Source organism: Acidobacteriaceae bacterium, from assembly GCA_035944135.1.
Classification (GTDB): domain Bacteria; phylum Acidobacteriota; class Terriglobia; order Terriglobales; family Acidobacteriaceae; genus Granulicella.
On record DASZBM010000002.1, the window covers coordinates 718,700 to 736,358 of the forward strand.

At 61.9% G+C, this 17,659-nt stretch carries 16 protein-coding genes; 5 read left to right on the forward strand and 11 right to left on the reverse strand.

Annotated features, from left to right (window positions below; all coding sequences use genetic code 11):
* Positions 1-81: 81 nt before the first annotated feature.
* On the reverse strand, positions 82-483 hold the full coding sequence (locus VGU25_05700) for an EamA family transporter (GenBank protein ID HEV2576686.1): 402 nt from the start codon (positions 481-483) through the stop codon (positions 82-84).
* Between the two features lie 114 nt (positions 484-597).
* Positions 598-1,026, reverse strand: a complete 429-nt coding sequence (locus tag VGU25_05705; protein HEV2576687.1) for an EamA family transporter — start codon at positions 1,024-1,026, stop codon at positions 598-600.
* Between the two features lie 166 nt (positions 1,027-1,192).
* On the opposite strand from VGU25_05705, the gene VGU25_05710 reads away from it, so the two are divergent.
* On the forward strand, positions 1,193-2,278 hold the full coding sequence (locus VGU25_05710; GenBank protein HEV2576688.1) for a hypothetical protein: 1,086 nt from the start codon (positions 1,193-1,195) through the stop codon (positions 2,276-2,278).
* Here the strand turns inward: VGU25_05710 and VGU25_05715 are convergent.
* Complete coding sequence (locus VGU25_05715; GenBank protein ID HEV2576689.1) at positions 2,275-4,047, reverse strand: FecR domain-containing protein; 1,773 nt, start codon at positions 4,045-4,047, stop codon at positions 2,275-2,277. The two genes, VGU25_05710 and VGU25_05715, sit on opposite strands and share 4 nt — an antisense overlap.
* A 749-nt stretch (positions 4,048-4,796) precedes the next feature.
* The gene (locus VGU25_05720; protein ID HEV2576690.1) at positions 4,797-5,834 is read right to left on the reverse strand and encodes a 6-phosphofructokinase; all 1,038 of its coding nucleotides are present in this window, start codon (positions 5,832-5,834) and stop codon (positions 4,797-4,799) included.
* Positions 5,835-6,128: 294 nt separating this feature from the next.
* Here VGU25_05720 and VGU25_05725 point away from each other — a divergent pair, with 294 nt between their 5' ends.
* On the forward strand, positions 6,129-6,713 hold the full coding sequence (locus VGU25_05725; GenBank protein ID HEV2576691.1) for a PEP-CTERM sorting domain-containing protein: 585 nt from the start codon (positions 6,129-6,131) through the stop codon (positions 6,711-6,713).
* Between the two features lie 49 nt (positions 6,714-6,762).
* Here the strand turns inward: VGU25_05725 and VGU25_05730 are convergent, their stop codons facing one another.
* The 7 genes from VGU25_05730 to VGU25_05760 form a co-directional block, all read right to left on the reverse strand.
* Positions 6,763-8,712 carry a hypothetical protein gene (locus VGU25_05730; GenBank protein ID HEV2576692.1) on the reverse strand — a complete coding sequence of 650 codons (1,950 nt, stop codon included), beginning with the start codon at positions 8,710-8,712 and terminating at the stop codon, positions 6,763-6,765.
* A gap of 176 nt (positions 8,713-8,888) precedes the next feature.
* Positions 8,889-10,373, reverse strand: coding sequence for a hopanoid biosynthesis associated radical SAM protein HpnJ (gene hpnJ / locus VGU25_05735; GenBank protein ID HEV2576693.1), 1,485 nt, complete (start codon positions 10,371-10,373; stop codon positions 8,889-8,891).
* A 115-nt stretch (positions 10,374-10,488) separates the two neighbouring features.
* Complete coding sequence (locus VGU25_05740; GenBank protein ID HEV2576694.1) at positions 10,489-11,871, reverse strand: TolC family protein; 1,383 nt, start codon at positions 11,869-11,871, stop codon at positions 10,489-10,491.
* A 32-nt stretch (positions 11,872-11,903) separates the two neighbouring features.
* Positions 11,904-12,920: a tetratricopeptide repeat protein gene (locus VGU25_05745; GenBank protein HEV2576695.1), complete on the reverse strand. Its 1,017-nt coding sequence runs from the start codon at positions 12,918-12,920 to the stop codon at positions 11,904-11,906.
* A gap of 31 nt (positions 12,921-12,951) precedes the next feature.
* A complete protein-coding gene (locus tag VGU25_05750) occupies positions 12,952-14,196 on the reverse strand; it encodes an efflux RND transporter periplasmic adaptor subunit (GenBank protein ID HEV2576696.1) in 1,245 nt (414 codons plus the stop codon).
* Between the two features lie 112 nt (positions 14,197-14,308).
* Positions 14,309-16,156 carry a single-stranded-DNA-specific exonuclease RecJ gene (recJ, locus tag VGU25_05755; GenBank protein ID HEV2576697.1) on the reverse strand — a complete coding sequence of 616 codons (1,848 nt, stop codon included), beginning with the start codon at positions 16,154-16,156 and terminating at the stop codon, positions 14,309-14,311.
* Complete coding sequence (locus tag VGU25_05760) at positions 16,140-16,601, reverse strand: hypothetical protein (protein HEV2576698.1); 462 nt, start codon at positions 16,599-16,601, stop codon at positions 16,140-16,142. Before VGU25_05760 ends, recJ begins: the two co-directional genes overlap by 17 nt.
* A 31-nt stretch (positions 16,602-16,632) precedes the next feature.
* Between VGU25_05760 and VGU25_05765 the strand changes: the two genes are divergently transcribed.
* The 3 genes from VGU25_05765 to VGU25_05775 are packed head-to-tail and all read left to right on the forward strand — an operon-like array spanning position 16,633 to position 17,605.
* Positions 16,633-17,019, forward strand: a complete 387-nt coding sequence (locus VGU25_05765; protein HEV2576699.1) for a ferredoxin — start codon at positions 16,633-16,635, stop codon at positions 17,017-17,019.
* 35 nt (positions 17,020-17,054) lie between these two features.
* Entirely contained in the window at positions 17,055-17,333 is a 279-nt protein-coding gene (locus VGU25_05770) for a DUF507 family protein (GenBank protein HEV2576700.1), read from the forward strand.
* Positions 17,330-17,605: a DUF507 family protein gene (locus VGU25_05775; GenBank protein HEV2576701.1), complete on the forward strand. Its 276-nt coding sequence runs from the start codon at positions 17,330-17,332 to the stop codon at positions 17,603-17,605. The genes VGU25_05770 and VGU25_05775 overlap by 4 nt, the downstream gene beginning before the upstream one ends.
* The last annotated feature ends 54 nt before the right edge of the window (positions 17,606-17,659 follow it).

Sequence of the window (17,659 nt, forward strand, 5' to 3'; positions counted from 1 at the left end):
AGTTGTGAGATGAACATTCCCGGGGTCCTTCGACTTCGCGTCCGCTATGACGCTCCGCTCAGGACGACGGTAATGCTCGTGTTATCGCGAGACCAAGACAACGCCGACGGCGAGGAAGCTGGTGGCGAGCCAGCGGCGGCGGTCGACGTTTTCATGCAGAAAGAGCTTGGCGGCGATGGCGTTGCCGACGTAGGTGAGTGAGCCGATGGCAGGAGCGGCTAGCGAGAGGTCGATCAGCGAGAGGGTGAAGAGCATGGCGAAGAAGTTGAGCGCCATGCAGAGCGCACCGATGAGGAAGACAGGCGAGGAGAGCACGGCGCGGATGGGGCCGAGGTAGCTGCGCAGCCCGGTGCCGGTGCGGAGCGCGTCGAGGTCGCCGAGGCGGCGCATGGCGGCGGCGATGAGGCATTCGCCGGAGATGGCGAGCGCCGCGACGAAGACGATGCAGGACCAGGAACGGACGATTGCGGAGCTGTGCGTCATGGGCGCGGGTCCCGGCGTCGGTTGGCTGGGTGGAGAGAAGTGCGGTTTGTGCTTTCAGCTTTCAGTTCTCAGTTTCCAGTTCTCAGTTTCCAGATGTCAGTTTGGAGAGGCGACTTAGAGGGCGACGCCGGAGTCCATGCGGTTGAGGTCAGGGTGTTCGGTGCGTGAGGGGGAGTTGGCGACGAAGCCGACGGCGGAGGTGATGAGCAGAATGCCGATCCAGCGGTAGATGGAGAGGTGTTCGTGCAGCCAGAAGCGCGAGAGGAGCGCGACGACGACGTAGCCGAAGGCCGTCGCGGGCATGACGAAGGTGAGGTCGGCCCAGGAGAGCGCGGTCATGTAGCTGGCGAAGAAGCCGATGAGGAGGACGATGCCGATATCGACGAAGGGATTGAAGAGGGCGTGCCAGAGGAGGCCGAGGTGGTGGAGGTCGACCGGACCGACCTGGGCCATGCCGCGCGAGAGGAGCGTGTCGCCGACGGAGGCGGTGAGCATGATGCAGATCAGGATGGCGTACTGAGAGGCTTTGAGGCGATGAGTCATGCGGGGTGCAGGTTCAAGGATAACAACAGTGGTTAGTCGTTAAGTGGTTAGTAGGCGTGGGTGGAGGGCGGGCATGAAATTTCAAGTTGCGATGTGCACGGAGCGCGATAGAATTCGTCCGAATCAATAAGCAGCGCCAAGGGCAAATGAGGGAGGTCGCGTTCTGATGCGGACGGAGCGGGGCGGACTATCTGTTTTCCGAGGTATTTTGCGGCGAGTGTGGGTGGTGGGGTTCTGGGCGGCGGTGGCGCTGGTGATCGCGTTGAGTGTGGCGAGTGCGCGGGCGCAGGATAGTCCTTCCACGGATGCTCCGCCTGAACCGGATAAGAATGTGCCGGTGGTGCAACAGCCGGCACCGGTAGAAAGGCCGCAGATGCAGGCGCCGGTGGTGGATCAGGGAGCGCCGCAGGGAAGCGGGCTGGATGTGTTCGAAAGCAGGATCCCGGCTGATCAGATGGCGTTTCTGAATGGGCTGGCAGGGCGGACTTCGAACGAGGTGATCCAGGATAAGCAGTTCAAGAAATTGATGAAGTTTTTTGTGCCAAGTTGCGAGTTTCATTACGGCAGAGATATGGGGCTGGATGCGGCGCTCCACATGGTGATTGAAGGGTCGGGGGTGCCGGCGCAGATTCGCGACGGGCGGTACTTCACGATCGCAGGATCGAATGGGCCATACCTGATCGGGCGCGCAATGATCTGGATCGATATGAAAGAGGGGATCGGCCTGGGCGCGTTTTACTTCCATCCGACGAATGGCGAGCCGACGCCATCGGTGGCAGTGTTTTCGCGGCAGGTGAAGGACAAGGCGCTTGGGATGAGCGATCTTCCGCCCGCGTTTGCGGAGGATCTCGCGGCGTGGGCGGGTGGATCAAGGGTGCCACCGCTGACTACGAGGTACTTTCTGACCGGAAGCAATATGCGCGTGCTGCTGGAGCATGACGAGGATTATTGCTCAGGCACGAATCTGAATCTGGTGCCGGAGGGCGAGCAGTGCGAGCAGATGGACGCTGATGCGGCGGACCTGGATGAGGTCGCGGCGTACTACCTGGACCAGGTGCACTACCGGACGAACGCGACAGCGTGGATGATTGGACCGGACCAACAGGACTGGTTGCTGGTCCGGGAGCGAACGTGCGGTGGGGTGGCGGACCCGTTGGGATGCAGGATTCGGGTGACGCGAGAGCACACGCACATCATTACGGGACGGCCGATGCGACCGAGGCCGGGACCGCGCCCCGGAGCGCACGCTTAGCGGTGACTGCCGCCGCCGGATGATTTTCCCGAGGACGAGCCGCCGCTGGAACCTCCGCCACTATGTCCGCCACCACCGCCGCTGGATCCGCCTCCGGAATGGCTGCCGCCGCCGCTGAATCCGCCGCCGGAGTGACCGCCGCCGGAAGCGCCACCGCGGAATCCACTGGCGGCTGCGCCGTGATTGCCCCCTCCGGATGGAGATGGAATGTGACCGCCGCGATCGGTCATGGATTCTGTGTAGGTGTGGGTGTGGCCGCCGTCGGTGACGCGGGTGGCGAGCATGAAGCGGTCGGAGCGGGTGTTGAACTGGAGCGTTGAGGCGATCACGCGCGTGGAAGCAGAGCCGATGGCTGGCGTGGGCTCATGCATCATGTGCACGGCAAGTTGTGGGGAGTCGACGCGTGCGAGCAGCGGGGCCGCCGGACTGCGGAATTCCTTCGGTGTGGAATCGAGCAGTTTGGGCTGTGATCTGCCGCTAAGAGCGACGCGTTCGATCGGCTGGTTCGGCTTGTCGGTCAGTCTGTAGACGCCGTGGCGGAGGTTCACCGGCGGCTGGCCGCGTTGATCGCGCGGATGGACGGGGACGTAGCCGAGCTTGCCTTGGTATTTGACCCAATGGACGGGGCAGTGGTGGTGCTTATGCGTGCCGACGACCCAGTGATAGCGGTGGTTGGCGTAGATCCAGTAGCCGGCGTGACAGACGGCCCAGTCGTAGGGATACAGGTCGTCGATGTTGTAGAGGCCGTAGAGGCGCTGATACCAGTAGAGCTGCGGGTTGCAGGGAAAGTTATCGAGGTCGCTATAGAGAAGCGCAGGTGCGAGCCGTGGTTTGGGTGCGGTTTGCGCGGTTGCCGCGAGGCCGCCGGTAGAGGATTGCGCTTCGGGTAAGGGCTCGACAGATGTGGTGGCGGCGGAGGTTTGGCGGGTCCAGCCGTCGTTCGGTTCCCAGCATGTGCCATAAGGGGCGCAAGAGGTGAAGGTGCCTTTGCCGGCGAGGTCGGCGAGACCGGGAACGGGTGTGCTGAGGCCGGCCTGCTTCATCACGGCGTCCATGGCGGCGGTCCGAGTGGTGATGCGGTCGGCTACCCAGGAGTCCCACGCCGTGGTGGCCGGTGTGGATGGAATGACGGTGGGGACGAGGTGCAGGCCGACAAGGTTGTAGCTCTCGCCTTTCGCTCCCGCGATGCTGAGGTGACCATTGACGAGCTTCTGGTTGGTCATCGGCGTGACCTGCATGCCATCAAGGAAGCCGGTGATTCGCATGTAGCTCTGATCGCCATAATTCACGTCGAGGCTGTGAGTGGCGGTCTCGATGAGGTATTGCTCGCCGGGAACGTTGGGGTCGAGATGGGTGGTGATCGTGCCGGAGAGCAGCGCGAGCGTCGTGTGCGGGACGCCGTCGCGAGTGGTGAGGTCAGAAAAGGTGAGAGCTGAATTTGGCGCGAGGTAGAGGGTTGAAGTGTCCTCGAACTCGATCTCGGCGCGCCCGTCGGCCCCGGTGGCCAGCGAGAAGCCGGACTGGAGCGGGATACCCGCGACGGCGTGCTCCCATGTGTTGCCGGTAAGTTTTGCGTCGTGCTTGCCGCGGGAGATGCGAACGTCGCCTTCGGCGAAGCTGAGGCGGACGATCTCGGGAAGCCTGACGTGCGAGGCGGGAGGAGCTTCGTCCGTTTGCTGCGGAGGCGACTGGGCGGCCAATTGGGCTGTAAGGGTGAGAGCTGAGGCGATGAGGAGTGCAATGAGACGAGAGCAACGAGTGGAACTCATGACGGCCCTCCATGCAGGCCCGCTGCCTGGGTGAGGTTACGCCTGGAAGACGGGCGCCGCTGTAAGCGGCTGAAGGCGAAGCCGTAAACAGTGGCATTTAGTAGACGACGCGATCGTTCGCGAGGACGCCGATTTTTCGGACGGTTACCGGAGTGCTACAGCCATGAAAGATATGGTGCTCCAAAGAATGCCTTCCGGGTTACCAATGCCCGACGAGGAGTACCGTTGCGCTCTGATAGGTTCTGAGATGGAAGCGAGCGACAGTTCCTATTCGAAGCGGGTGCTTAAACCGCAAGGCGAATGCGAGAGCGCGATCGTCTACGCAACTGCATCCGGGCTGGCGGGGAGGTCGCCGGGATGCACAAGAGGTTTCCTCCGCGGCTGAGTAATCAGCCGTGCCTGGTGAGCGGGACTCCACACGGGGTCCCGTTTTTTTGTCACGCTAAAAGCAATGATGGATATCGCTCCGCGAGATGAAAATAGCGGCTTTTTTGGCTCATAAGGTTACTAAAAGGATGGAGCGTCACGTATGGAGCTTCTGTTAGGGTGATCGGTACCAGAAGCTCCAGTTCATGTTTACCGGCTGCGTTTTACCGACACGGTTGCGCGGACGATACTCCCCGCTGTTGCTTGCTGCAGGGGTTTCTCTCCTCGAGACTCCGAACAGATGAGCGATCATCTGTAACCTCCAGCGAAACGGGACCTCCCCAGGGGTCCCGTTCGCATTTGCAGCAGAGGTTTGCGGAGGGCTAGAGCTTCGGTTCGAGGGACTCCTGAACGGCGAAGAGGTCCTCGCCGACGGTGCGCGTTTTGGCGATAGCGTCCTTGAGGGGAATGTCGGAGATCTGCGTGCCTTTGAGGACAACGAGACGGCCGAACTTGCCGGCGTGGACGAGGTCGATGGCGGCGACACCGTAGCGCGTGGCGAGCATGCGGTCATAGGCAGAGGGTGTGCCACCGCGCTGCGTATGGCCAAGGTTGACGGAGCGTGTCTCGTAGCCGGTGCGCTTCTCGATCTCTTCGGCGAGCGCCTGACCGATGCCGGAGAGACGGACGTGGCCGAAGGAATCGACCTTGCTGCCGGCGGAGATCTGTCCTTCGACGTGCGGGAGCTGTGCACCTTCGGCGACGACGACGATAGCGAATCGCTTGCCGGACTCCCAGCGCTTCTTGAGCAGTGCGACGACGCGGTCCATGTCGATGGGTCGCTCCGGAGTGAGGATGACGTCGGCGCCGCCGGCGATGCCGACGGTGATGGCGATCCAGCCGGCGTCGCGGCCCATTACCTCGACGACCTGGCAGCGTGAGTGGGCTTCGGTGGTGGAGTGCAGGCGGTCGACGGCCTCGGTAGCGATGGTGACGGCGGTGTCGAAGCCGAAGCAGACGTCGGTGCCGGAGAGATCGTTGTCGATGGTCTTGGGGACGCCGACGCAGGGCACACCGCGCTCGATGAGCTCGACGGAGATGGATTGCGTGTCGTCGCCGCCGAGGGCGATCAGCGCGTCGAGATTGTGCTTCTTGATGTTGGCGAGGCACTTCTCAAAGCCGCCTTCAACCTTTTTCACGTTGGTGCGCGAGGAGCGAAGGATGGTGCCGCCGCGGTGCAGAATGCCGCTGGTGGTCTGGAGATCGAGCGGCATGGTTTTGTCGTCGATGACGCCGCGCCAGCCTTCAAGGAAGCCTACGAACTCGTCTCCGTAGTGGTTGATACCTTTGCGCACGGCGGCGCGAATAACGGCGTTGAGGCCGGGGCAATCGCCGCCTCCGGTAAGCATTCCAATCCGCATTGCAGATGTCCCTTTCGTTGTTTCAGTGAAGCGATGAGCGTGAATGATCCGTGACTAACAACGATAACAAATAACGAAGAGAGCGTTCTTAATGTAGCGTCCGGGGACACCACCGCAGCGAATTCAAAGTGAGATACCGGTTCGGGTGATTGAGATTGTGACTAAGGATGGTAGAAAATCTGCCGATATCGGTAAGCGTTCGAAAGATTAACGATTCAATCAGAGCTCCTGTAAGCGGCTGAGCCGCGCGCGGAGATTTCTGTGTGCTGTGGAGACCACTGCAAGAGGAGAAATATGCGTCGATCCGTATTGATGCAGGTTGCGGTTGCGCTGGCGAGCGTGGGAATCGCAGCCGCGGCCGCGCATGCGAGCACGATTCCTGCGGGTAACTATGACCTGACCGGCGTGACGGTGGATGGATTTCAGCTTACGGGTTCGGTGACGCTGAATGGGAGCGGGATCGTGGATGCGGCGAACATCACGCTGAACGATTCGGCGCTGAGGAATCCGGTGTTCACGGAGGTGAACTCCGCGGGTGGGCCAACGGGCTACAGCCCGACGGCAGACTATGCGTACATCAGCGACCCGGGCATGGGGCAGTTGGCGCTGTATTACCTGCCGACGCTGGACGGCTCCGGAGATGTGGATCTCTGCATTCTCAGCGCGAACGATTGCAACAGCTACCAGGCGTCGTACATGCAGATTTATCGCGGGTCGACGTTCGGGTACAACCCAGTAGGTCTGGGCAGCGGAGCTTTAGATAGTGCTCCGGTGGCGAGTTCCGTAACGCCGGAGCCGATGTCGCTGGCACTGCTCGGAACCGCCTTGATCTGGTTTGTATCCGTTAATCGGCCTAGATCACGACGGCGAAGGCTATAGGGGCGCGGAGCGGGGATAACCCGCGGGCCGCAAGCGAGCCTTCTGAATGTCAATGTGAAAGCAGGCCGAACACGGCAACGCCGTTCTGGGTGCCGATGTAGACCTTGCCGTTCACGACCAGCGGGACGATGAATTTGTTGCCATTGCCGAAGCTGTCTCGCCCGGAGGCTGCCTGGTTGCTGTTGTAGAACTCGTGGGCCAGGTTGGTAGGGTCGTAGGCGTGGAGCACACCGGGTGAATTGAGATTGGACTCCAGTGCCCAGACGATGCCGTTCTGCGTGCCGTTGGCGGAGATGGTGGGTGTCGGACCGGGATGAGGAAATTTGACGGCCGTCACGCTGGACGCGGAGATAGCCATGCGCGCGTTCGTGAACGGGAATGCTTTGAGTGAGTCGCCGTCGGCGGCGTAGTAGAGCACGCCATTGAAATAGGCGGGGCTGGAGTAAACCATGCCGGTCATCACGCCGGAAAGCTGCTGATAGATGTTGGTCGTTGAAGATGGATTGTATTTGCCGAGGTTGTCGCGGTCGGCAAGGTAGATGGTTTGATCTTTGCCGGCGCCTACGATCAGGTGATGCACGGTGCCGTTGGAGTCGGTCTGATCGGGCAGGAGCAGAGGGCCGCCGGAGCCAAGATCGAGATCGGCGTTCGAATCGGAAATGCCGTTGGCGGATTCGAAATAGTCGGCGACGGTGAGCTTGCCGCCGGAGGTGGAGAGCTTGAGCATGGCGTTGCCGAAGTTCGCCTTGGAGGGGAAACCGTTCGAGTCGAGTGTGGTGTCAAAGGTGCCATTGGCGTCGAGCAGATAGACGTAGCCGTTGGAGTCCGCGGCCATGCCGGCGCCGGCCATCCACACGGAGCCCTCGTGTCCGTTGGGTGTGATGTTCAGGACCGCGGTCTGCTGGAGCGACGATTCGCTGTAGGCCATGACCCATCCCGTGTAGAGGCCGATGTCGCAGTGCGAGGTCCATGTGAGATAGATCGTGCCGTTGAGCAGCAGGAGCGCGGCGCGCTCAGCGTACTGCGACGGGTTGAACACGACGTTACCGCTCTGTGAGTTGTCGCCAGTGCCGGGATACGTCGCGGTGATCTCGGTGGGGCTGCCCGCGAGCTCAGCTCCGGTGGTGAGGTCGAGCGCGTGCAGGCGCTGATGGTAGCTGCCGGAGGAGTCCTTGCTCATGGCGACGGTGAAGAGCGTGCCGTTGGGCCCGCTCTTGCGATCGATGACCGGGGTCGAGGTGATGCCGATCTCCGGGGTGATCTGGCCGCAGCCGTGATCGTCGCTGGTGGTTTCGCCGGAGCCGAGGACAGAGACATGCCAGAGCTGTGCTCCGGTGTCGGCGTCGAAGGCGTAGACGCTGGCGTGTTCGGTGGCGACGTAAAGGATGTTGTGCAGAGTGTTGCCGATGACGACGTTCGCGAGGAAGAGCGGCTGCGCATCGACCTTGCTGTCGACAGAGAAAAAGCCGATCTTGCCGAACTGAGTGGAGTTCACGTTGGCGGGAGTGAGGATGGTCTCCTGCGAGTTGAGGCCGTCGCGCGCGAGGTCGTAGTGCCAGGTGGCGACGTCGGGTGCGTTGGTCATAGCCGCGCCTTGAACCGTGAGCGCGAGCGTGGCGGTGTGGGTGAGGGAGCCGGAGGTGCCGGTAAAGGTGATCGTGGGGGCGGCTGAGGGCGTGGTGATCGGCGCGGTCAGGGCGGTAGTCGCGGACGGTTGTGCAGGTGTGAGGGTGACGGTGGAAGGGTTCGCAGAAACGCTGGAGGGAAGGCCGGAGATCGCAACGGAGATGGAGCCGGTGAATCCGTTGAGCGCGGAGGCTGTAACGGTGATCGTACTGCTGGTCGTTCCGGCGTTGAGCGAGAGGGAACTGGGGGAGACTGCGAGGGAGAAGTCTGGAGTCGGCTTAGGGGCTGAGCTGCCACCGCAGGAGAGGAGAAGGGCAGAGAGAGTGAGGCCGGTAGCGAATCGGACGACTGACCCAGCAGGACAAGTGCGCATTCCGAAGACTCCCGTTGAAACGCTATCACCTATGGACGAGTTCGGATGTCATGTGGATGTCATCGCGACCTCATCACCGCGAGTTTCGCGCACCGTCCACGAGAGCGGTGTGGTGCGGAGCAAATGAAAGAGCGGCCGGGGTTCCGGCCGCTCTGCTATTTTCACGTGAACGAACTTTATGCGTTCATGCTGACGGATTCCTGTGCCTTGATCGCCTTTTCTTCGGCCTTGGCGCGGGCAGCCTTGTTGCGCTGCGAGCGTAGCTTCATGAAGGACTTGGCTTCGGTGTAGAGACGGGGGACGTCACGGTTGACAATGGCCTTCCAGACTACGCGCGCTGCAGCCTTGGGGCGGAAGTAGTACTCGTCGTAGAAGCGGTGGACCTGCTCCATGACGTACTCGGTGGGAAGGCCGGGGTACTCGATGTGGGCCATCTGGTGCCCGCCGCCGTCCTGCATGTTTTCGTTGGTGATGAAGTCGTTGCGCTTGGCGAAGTCGTAGAACTCGGTGCCGGGGTAGGCGTGCGCGACGGAGACCTGGATGGTCTCGCAGTCGAGCGACTTGGCAAAGTTAATGGTGTTGCGGATCGACTCTTTGGTCTCGCCGGGAAGGCCAAGGATGAAGTCGGCGTGAATGACCAGGCCGAGGTCGTGGCAGTCCTTGACGAAGTCTCGCGCGCGCTCGACGGTGGCGCCCTTCTTGATGTTCTTGAGGATCTGCGGGTCGCCGGACTCGAAGCCGACGATGAGCAGCCGGCAGCCGGCTTCCTTCATGGCTTTCAGAGTGTCGCGGTCAGTGGTGACTCGCGAGGTGCAGGACCAGGTGATGCCGAGCGGCTTCAGCTTCTCGCAGAGCTCGATGGTGCGGGCCTTCTGGATGTTGAAGGTGTCGTCGTCAAAGAAGAATTCTTTGACGTGGGGGAAGTTTTCCTTGGCCCACTTCATCTCGGCGGCAACGTCGTCGGTGCTGCGCTTGCGCCAGGCGTGGCCGGAGAGTGTCTGGGGCCAGAGGCAGAAGGTGCACTGCGCCGGGCAGCCGCGCGTAGAGTAGAGCGCGATGTACGGGTGCAGAAGGAACGGCACGTTGTACTTCGTGACGTCGAGATCGCGCTTGTAGATTTCGGTGGCCCAGGGCATCTCGTCGAGCTGCTCGGGGGTGACCTGCGGACGGTCGGGGTTGTGCTGAATCTTTCCGCTGGCGTCGCGGTAGGAAATCCCGAGGATCTCGTTCAGCGGCTTGCCGTTGGCGTACTCCACGACGGAGAAGTCGAACTCGCGGCGGCAGACGAAGTCGATGACTTCGCACTCGTTGAGAGCGCGGTCGGGGTCGGTGGTGACCGGCGGCCCGACGAAGGTGATTTTGATGGACGGATTCGCGGCCTTGATTGCGCGCGCAAGTCCGTGGTCGCCGGCCCAGCCGACGGTCGAGGTGAAGAGCACCAGGAACTCGTAGTCCTTCGAGATCTCAATGACCTCGTCTGCGGAGATGTGGTGGGGCGGTGCGTCAAGCAGCCGCGAACCCTCCAGCATGCCCGCCGGATAGGTGAGCCAGACGGGGTACCAGTAGGACTCGATCTCACGGGTTGCAGGCCACCGGGAGCTGGCGCCCCCATCAAAATTCTCAAAGGAGGGCGGGTTCAGGAGCAGGGTTTTGAGCGGCATACGATAAGTCTCATTTTACCATTTCGTTACTGCGCATGCCCGCGCGTTTCGACGCAGAGGTGGAGAGCAAGGTTCCCTCTGAAAACGGCAGCAGAAGTGCGGCAGTGACAGCGGTTTACGGGTTGGGCGCGGGAGCTGTCGGCGGGCTGCCCGCCGAGTTGCGAAGCCATGTGTCCAGATTGCCCTGCGCCCGCATGAGCTGCACCTGGGCTTGTTCAAGATCGAAACGCGAGTTGAGCATCGTGATGTATTTTCCTCGCTCATCGATTTCCGCGTTGGCCTGGTCCTTGGGGGTGCGTTGGGGCGCGTTGGGATTAGCCGCGCTGGCCTGAAGCTGTGTACGAATGGCGGCGAGCTGCTGGGAAGAGAGCTGCTGCTCCAGGTCTGCGACCTCGGCCTTGGCCGACAGGGTCTGCGTGCTGCGTGCGAGCTGCGCATGGCCCTCTTGATCTTTGATACGGGCGTTTTGGTATTCGGCGAAGGCGTGGACGGCGTCCGCGGCGGACTCTTTCGCTTTGTCCTTGAGCGCGCGATCGAAGATGGGCCAGCTCACCTGGATGCCGATGCCGGCATTGTTGTACTGGAAGACGGATTTACCGGTTTGTGGATTTGTCGGGAAGTAGACCTGGTAGTTGTTGAACTTCGCAAAGAGGCTGTACTGGCTCGCGAGGAATATCTGCGGCCTGTAGAGCTTTTTCTGGTCGCCCCAGGCGATCTGCTGTTTCGCTTCAGCGCTTTCGAGCGCCGCTCGCACCGAGGGGCTTTCCGGCAACGCAATTTTGGCATGGTCCGCGGCCGGCGCGCCGAGCTGCGGAATGCTGTCGTGTGTAGTTGTGAGATTTTGGGACGGGAGCCCGATGAGGTCTGCGAGGCGTTGCTGATCGAGCGCGCGTTCGTCCTGCGCGTTGAGGTAATTGAGGCGGATTTGCGCGGCTGTGAGCTTGGCTTGGGTTAGATCGATGCCTGTGTCAACGCCGGCGTTAAGGCGATCGCCGACGATGGTGACGAGCTGCTCCGCGCGTGCAAGCTGCTCATCCAGCGCCTGCTCGCGAGCGAGGTCCCGGTCGAGCGCCAGATAGGTGACAACCGTGTCCTCTTCAACGGCAGCGCGAGCATCGGTGGCGTTGAGCAATGCAGCTTGCAGACCGAGGCGCGAGGCGCGAATGTAATCCCGCTGCGACCAGCTGAGCACCACCCCCTGCAATGTGGCGTTGACGACCGACGGTTGCCCGAGCGGATAACCGTAGGACCAGCCGAGACCGGAGCCGACGGTTATGGCCGGAATGTAGACGTCTTTGCTCTCTTTGAGGACGGCGGTCGACTTGTCCACGTCTGCCTGCGCGAGGCGAACACGGGGATTGTTCTTGAGTGCGAGGTCAACGGCGGAGACCAGCGAAATCTGGGCGTGGGCAGATCTGGACGCAGGCGCAAACGTGACAACGAAGAGGATCAGCAACGTCGCTGCGTTAATCCGAACGACTGGGGAGTGCCTGTGCATCGTCGTCTTTCGTCCGCCTCCGTTTGCGGCGTTCAGCGTGCTGCGATGGTCGTCTGATGCTCGAGCGCGGCGAGTTCCTTGCGCGCCGGAGCGTAGTCTGCAGCCAGATCGATTGCGCGTCCGAGTTCGATCTTAGCCTCCGCTGTGTTGCCCTGGTTCCGGAGAAGTTTAGCGAGCGTCACGTGCACGCGAAAGGCCGGAGCTGCGTCGGACTTCGAGCGAGACGCGAGATAGTCGCGCAGGCCACGTTCGGCGAGCCGGGGCTCGCGATTCATTTCGGTGAGCGTTGTTGCAGCGTCGACGAGTGTGGCGTCATGCGTGCGATCGAGAGCTATGGCGCGGCGCAGAGCCTCGACAGCCTGATCGTTCTGGGCACGCCGCGAGTAAAAGGCGCCAAGGTCGGCCCATGCGTTCGGCTTGTTGGCTACCGCAGTCGCTGCGCGGAACTCACGTTCGGCCGTCGCGTAGTCCTTCTGCTTTTCAGCAGACATGGCCCGGGTGCGGTGTGCGTTCTGCGGAAGCTCGGCAGCAGAGCGGTCGGCGAGAAGTGCGGCCTTGTCGAACCCGCCGCCGACGATCGAAGGGGCGTCAATGTAGTACTCGCTGAGATCGTTCACTGCATCGCCATTCAGGGGATTGAGCCGGACGGCTGCTTCGAATGCGTTGCGGACCTTAAAGGCGAGACGTAGACCGGCAATGGGTCCGGCAGTATCGGCCTGCATTCCATATGCGCGACCGGCCCAGTCCTGCGCGGCGCTGTCGTTGCCAAGCGTGCGGAGCGCGATGGTGCACTCGGAAGCCGCGGCGGACGCGAGGGACTGCGCATAGTACGCGCGGCAGAGCAGCAGGTGCGCCTGACCATTGGAAGGGTCCGCGGAGAGGACCTGCTTTAGTTGCGCGACGGCAGCGTTCGAGCTGCCGTTCAAGAGCGCATCCGTGGCGGATGCGAGATCGGCCGCCCGCGAGTTGCAGGGCACTGCGAGTAAAGTGGCAGCGCTCACTGCGAAAACAGCGCGGCGAAGCTTGAGGATGTTTGCGGAGAGATTCAATCGAAGAGCTTTCAAAGGAGGCATGGATCGGTTATTCAACGACCTTCACGTGGAGTCCGTTGGAGAGATCGACCTCGCTGGTGGCGCCGAGTGCGATGACGTCACCCTCGTTCAGACCGCTGGTAATCTCGGCCCGCGTAAGATTCACGACCGCATTCGGCGCAATCTCCACGGGCGTGCGCACCAGCTTGTTATCGACGATCTTGTAGACGAAATTGACGGATCCCTCAGTGTGCAACGCTTCGCGCGGAACGCTCAGCACGTTGTTGCGCTGGGCGGTCGTGACCCTCACCGTGACGTTGGTATTAGGCAGCAGGTCACCGCGTGCATCGTCGACTGTGATGAGGCATTCGCCGACATTGCGGGTGCCGTAGGTGATCACGGTGGTGGGCGCCTGCTCGACGTGACCGTGCCAGACGAGGTTGGGCTTGGCCTCCCAGGTGATGGTGACCGGCTGACCGGCGGCGAGCTTGCCGATCTCGGGCTCGTCGAAATAAGCGCGGATCTGCAGCTTAGTGAGATCGGCCACGTTGATGAGCGCCTGCCCAGGCTGCACGAAGTCATATTGCGCGACAGGCAGAGAGTAGACCGTGCCAGAGAATGGAGCGTGTACGTCCACATCGGCAAACCCGCTCTGTGCGGCGGAGAGATTCGCCCGGGCCTGTGCCACCTGCGCTCGCTGCGCGGACATATCCACGGATCCGTAGCGGTCATTGAGTCGCTTTTGAATCTGCACGACGCGATTCTGCGCCGTGGTGAGCTGCTGCTGCGCGAGCGCGACCTCGTTGGGTGAAGCAGCGCCTTGCGCGAGAAGCTTCTGATCCGTGTTCAGGGTGGCCTGTGCCTGCTGCACCTGATTCTGCGCGTTCGTCAGGTCTGCCTGCTCTGAAAGCCGCTCGTCCTGCGTTCCACCGTGCTGCATGTTCATCAGGGCCGCTTCGGCGCTGTCGACGCTCGCCTGAGCGCCAGCGACACGGTTTGCCGCATCGGCAGCGTCCATCCGGAGCAGCTCCTGGCCTTTGTGGACCTGCTCACCAAGACGCACGTAAAGCCTGGCGATGACTCCGGGATTGGGAGCGTGCGCCTGGAAGTCGACGATGGGCTCAACTTTGCCGTTGGTGGGAATAGTGCTGGTGAGGTCTTGCCGGCTCACTTGCGCGGCGCGCACCTGCACCACAGGCTTGCGGTGCATGAGGAAAAAAACCACGGCCACGACGATAACGGCGAGCAGAATCCAGAGCCACGCACGTGATTGGGTTTTTCCTTCTTGAGCCATACGCAAAGGGTCAGTATATAGGACGACGCCAGATGGCTCTGAGGTCCAAAACTTTTATGACGAATGAATTACAAGACTTTTCGCGACGTTACAAACTTGAGTCCAGTGCTCCTCAACAGCATCTCTCGAGCGCAAGAATCTCGAGCTCCCACCCACCGAAATCTGGGTGCCAGTTGCGGCGCAGGTGATAGGCGACATCGAAGAACTCACCGGGCAACCAGTTCTGCTGTCGAAACCGCTCGGCCCAGGGCGTCCGGCGTCCCCAGGCGACCCCGCTGAACCGGCCGCCGCCATCCTCGTCTTCGAGCGAGACGCGAAGGTGGCGCTCGGCCAGGATGCGTGGCGGGTTCACAAGGCGGGTGCGGCGAGTGGCGAAGATCGGATCTGGGTTGCCAAGACCAAAGGGTTCGAGCCGTTCGAGTGTGCCGAGAAGTTCAGGGGTGATCTCCGCGAACCGGAGTTCCAGATCAAATCGCAGCTCTTCTGCGGCAGGCGTGAGCCCGAGCTGAGCGGCCGCAATGCGGTCCAGCGCTGCGCGCAACTGCGGCACGTTCGTGGAGGGCAGGGCGAAGCCGACCGCATGGGCATGGCCGCCGAACCGCGAGAAGAGACGGCTATCTCCTTGTTCATGGGCCGCGGTGATCGCGTCGAGCAGGTGAAAGCCTCGAACGGAACGGCCCGAGCCATGCGCCAGCGGAATTTCAGATGGATCTGCGGTCTTTTCATGCGCGAGAACCAGCGCGGGTCTCCCGGTGCGCTCGACGACGCGTGAAGCAAGAATGCCGACGACGCCGCGGTGCCAACCGGCTGTCTGAGTTCCGTGGTCGTCAAGAACAAGGCATGCGGGAAGACCGTCGGGCGAAGTGAGCAGAGCCTCAATCTGTTGCTCAATCTCTCGCAGCGCATTGGCTTCGGTGGCTCGGCGGTCATCGTTCAACCGATGCAGCTTTTCGGCGAGCAGGCGGGCAGCGACGGGATCCCGGGAGAGGAACAGCTCGACAACGTCGCTCGCCACCTCCATGCGGCCGGCGGCGTTCAGGCGCGGCGCAAGCCGGAAGCCAACGTCGGTCGCAGAGATCGGGCGCGAGATATCGATTCCGGCGAGTTCCATCAACGCCCGAAGGCCGGTCTGCGCCGGGCTGCGCAGTTCACGGAGACCAATGGAGGCAATGGTGCGGTTCTCGTCAGTCAGGGGAACGGAGTCCGCGATGGTGGCAACCGCGAGCAGCTTGAGAAAGGACGGCAGCGTTTTGGTGCGAAGGCGCTCACGCTCATCGTCATCGCGGGCTGCGCCTTCGAGCAGCGCCTGAGCAAGTTTGAAGGCGACCGCCGCTCCGCAAAGGTCCTTGCAGGGATATTGGCAGTCCGTTTGATTTGGGTTCAGAACGGCGAGTGCTCGCGGCGTCCCGTTCAGCTCATCGGGCAGATGATGGTCCGTCACGATCAGGTCCAGTCCGAGCCGGTCGGCCTCTTCCGCCGCGGCATGGGCGCGGATGCCGGTATCCACCGACACAACCACCCGCACGCCTTCTGCGGCGGCGTCGGCGATGCGCGACTCGCGCATGCCGTAGCCCTCGCGGATTCGATGAGGAATGTGATACCGGATGTCCGGGATGGCTCCGAGCGCGGCCGCCGCGCGCTCGCACGCCGTCTTCAGCAGCACCGTTGCGACGGTGCCGTCCACGTCGTAGTCACCGTAGATGAGGATCGGCTCATGTGCCAGCAGAGCCCGGCGGATGCGGTCGACGGCCTCACGCATACCGCGCATCGCGTAAGGGTCGTGCAGATGTGAAAGGGAAGGGCTGAGGAACTTTGTCGCGGAGTTCGCGTCCGCATAGCCGCGAGCGACCAACAGCCGGGCAATGGGTTCCGGCAGGCCCAGATCACGGGCGAGCTGTTCGGAGGCAGAGGACGGTGCAGCGGCTGCGGTCCAGCGGGCGGGATCAGTCGTCGTCGGCATCGTCGACGATGATATGACCCAGCTCTGTGAGTGTCTCCATCAGGTTCTGGAAGGTGTCGTACCACTCGGTTGCGGTCTCGAAGAGGTACATGATGCCGCCGTAGGAGAACCCGAGTTGCAGGTAGCCGGTCTTGCCGACGTGCTCCGTCAGCTCCTGTGCCTCGTGGAGCTCGGGCGCGTCATGGTCCGGATAATTGTGGCTGCGGACCTGCTCCATCAGCGTGGCCACGTCCTCGGGCTCGAGCACAACCTCGCTCATGGTGATGAAGGGGGCGTTGGCCGCCTTGGCATGTTCGACGAAGTCCTTCCAGCCGTCGTCGCTATCGGCCTCAAAGATGACCGTGGGGACGTCCTCCGAGACGTACCCGCTCATGCGTCGCATGCCGTGGCCGGCGATGAACGCGATCATGTCATCTTTCACACTTGTCAGATCATCCAGAACCATAAGGATCCATTTTCGCAGATTGCGGGTTGTGGTGCCTGAGGGACGCGCCGCACATCCAATCCGCATGTCGAACTACGAGCATCATGTATTTGTCTGCCTCAACGAGCGGGACGAGACCGCGGCAAGACCGAGCTGCGGCCACCGGCACGCGAACAAGATTCGCGATCTGATGAAGGATGCCGTGAAGGCATCGGGCCTGAAGGGTAAAGTGCGCGTCAACCAGGCTGGATGCCTGGATCAATGCGAGCACGGCCCGGTAATGGTCGTCTATCCGGAGGCCGTCTGGTACGGCTTTGTACATCCGAAAGACGTCGAGGAGATCGTTGACGAGCACTTGAAACACGGCCGGCCGGTGGAGCGCTTGCGGCTAACGCAAGGCTGCATCAACACAAAAGAGTGTCCACACCGCAAGGGCTGAGGCTCCGGAGATGACGTGCTAACCTATGGCTGCCCATGATTTTCTCGAAGGACTACATTGGCTATCTTGCGCGGCAGACGACCAAGCATCTGGTCGCGGCCAAGATGATCAAAACTGACAAACCAGATCTGGCAAACGAGCGCGTTACCGCTGCGCTCATCGACGAGCTCGGCCTCGAAGACCGGATTAACGAAGAGGTTCGCGTGATCCTGGAGGCCTTCCAGGACGACATGCTAAAGAGCGGCGCCAGCTACCCTGAGATGTTCAAAAAGGTGAAGATGGAGCTCGCGCGCAAGTACAAGGCGGTGCTATGAGGATCAGCCGAGACAAGCTGAACAAGCTGGCCCACACCATCGCCGACACGTTGGCCGAGATCGACGAAGTCGAGTTCATGGAGGACCGCAATACGATCCGCCAGGAGGCTCGCAAGGCGTTGGAGACGCTGCTGACCCAGGAAACGAAGATCGACGCAGCGGCACGGCAGAAGATCGCCTCGCAGCGGCGCATCATCCCCGAGGGCTCGCAGGAGTGGGACATTCTCTATCGCAAGTACTACAACGACGAGGTCAAGAAGCTCGGGTTGTAGCGCCCCGGAGCAATTGGCCGGCCGGACCGCTAATAGTGCTATAATGACTTCATC

Bases quoted from the DNA above. Each gene is read 5' to 3' on its own strand.
- VGU25_05705 (HEV2576687.1), bottom strand. From the start codon at position 1,026: ATGACTCATCGCCTCAAAGCCTCTCAGTACGCCATCCTGATCTGCATC.
- VGU25_05710 (HEV2576688.1), top strand. From the start codon at position 1,193: ATGCGGACGGAGCGGGGCGGACTATCTGTTTTCCGAGGTATTTTGCGG.
- VGU25_05700 (HEV2576686.1), bottom strand. From the start codon at position 483: ATGACGCACAGCTCCGCAATCGTCCGTTCCTGGTCCTGCATCGTCTTC.
- hpnJ (HEV2576693.1), bottom strand. From the start codon at position 10,373: ATGCCGCTCAAAACCCTGCTCCTGAACCCGCCCTCCTTTGAGAATTTT.
- VGU25_05720 (HEV2576690.1), bottom strand. From the start codon at position 5,834: ATGCGGATTGGAATGCTTACCGGAGGCGGCGATTGCCCCGGCCTCAAC.
- VGU25_05725 (HEV2576691.1), top strand. From the start codon at position 6,129: ATGCGTCGATCCGTATTGATGCAGGTTGCGGTTGCGCTGGCGAGCGTG.
- VGU25_05730 (HEV2576692.1), bottom strand. From the start codon at position 8,712: ATGCGCACTTGTCCTGCTGGGTCAGTCGTCCGATTCGCTACCGGCCTC.
- VGU25_05775 (HEV2576701.1), top strand. From the start codon at position 17,330: ATGAGGATCAGCCGAGACAAGCTGAACAAGCTGGCCCACACCATCGCC.
- VGU25_05760 (HEV2576698.1), bottom strand. From the start codon at position 16,601: ATGGTTCTGGATGATCTGACAAGTGTGAAAGATGACATGATCGCGTTC.
- recJ (HEV2576697.1), bottom strand. From the start codon at position 16,156: ATGCCGACGACGACTGATCCCGCCCGCTGGACCGCAGCCGCTGCACCG.
- VGU25_05740 (HEV2576694.1), bottom strand. From the start codon at position 11,871: ATGCACAGGCACTCCCCAGTCGTTCGGATTAACGCAGCGACGTTGCTG.
- VGU25_05750 (HEV2576696.1), bottom strand. From the start codon at position 14,196: ATGGCTCAAGAAGGAAAAACCCAATCACGTGCGTGGCTCTGGATTCTG.
- VGU25_05715 (HEV2576689.1), bottom strand. From the start codon at position 4,047: ATGAGTTCCACTCGTTGCTCTCGTCTCATTGCACTCCTCATCGCCTCA.
- VGU25_05770 (HEV2576700.1), top strand. From the start codon at position 17,055: ATGATTTTCTCGAAGGACTACATTGGCTATCTTGCGCGGCAGACGACC.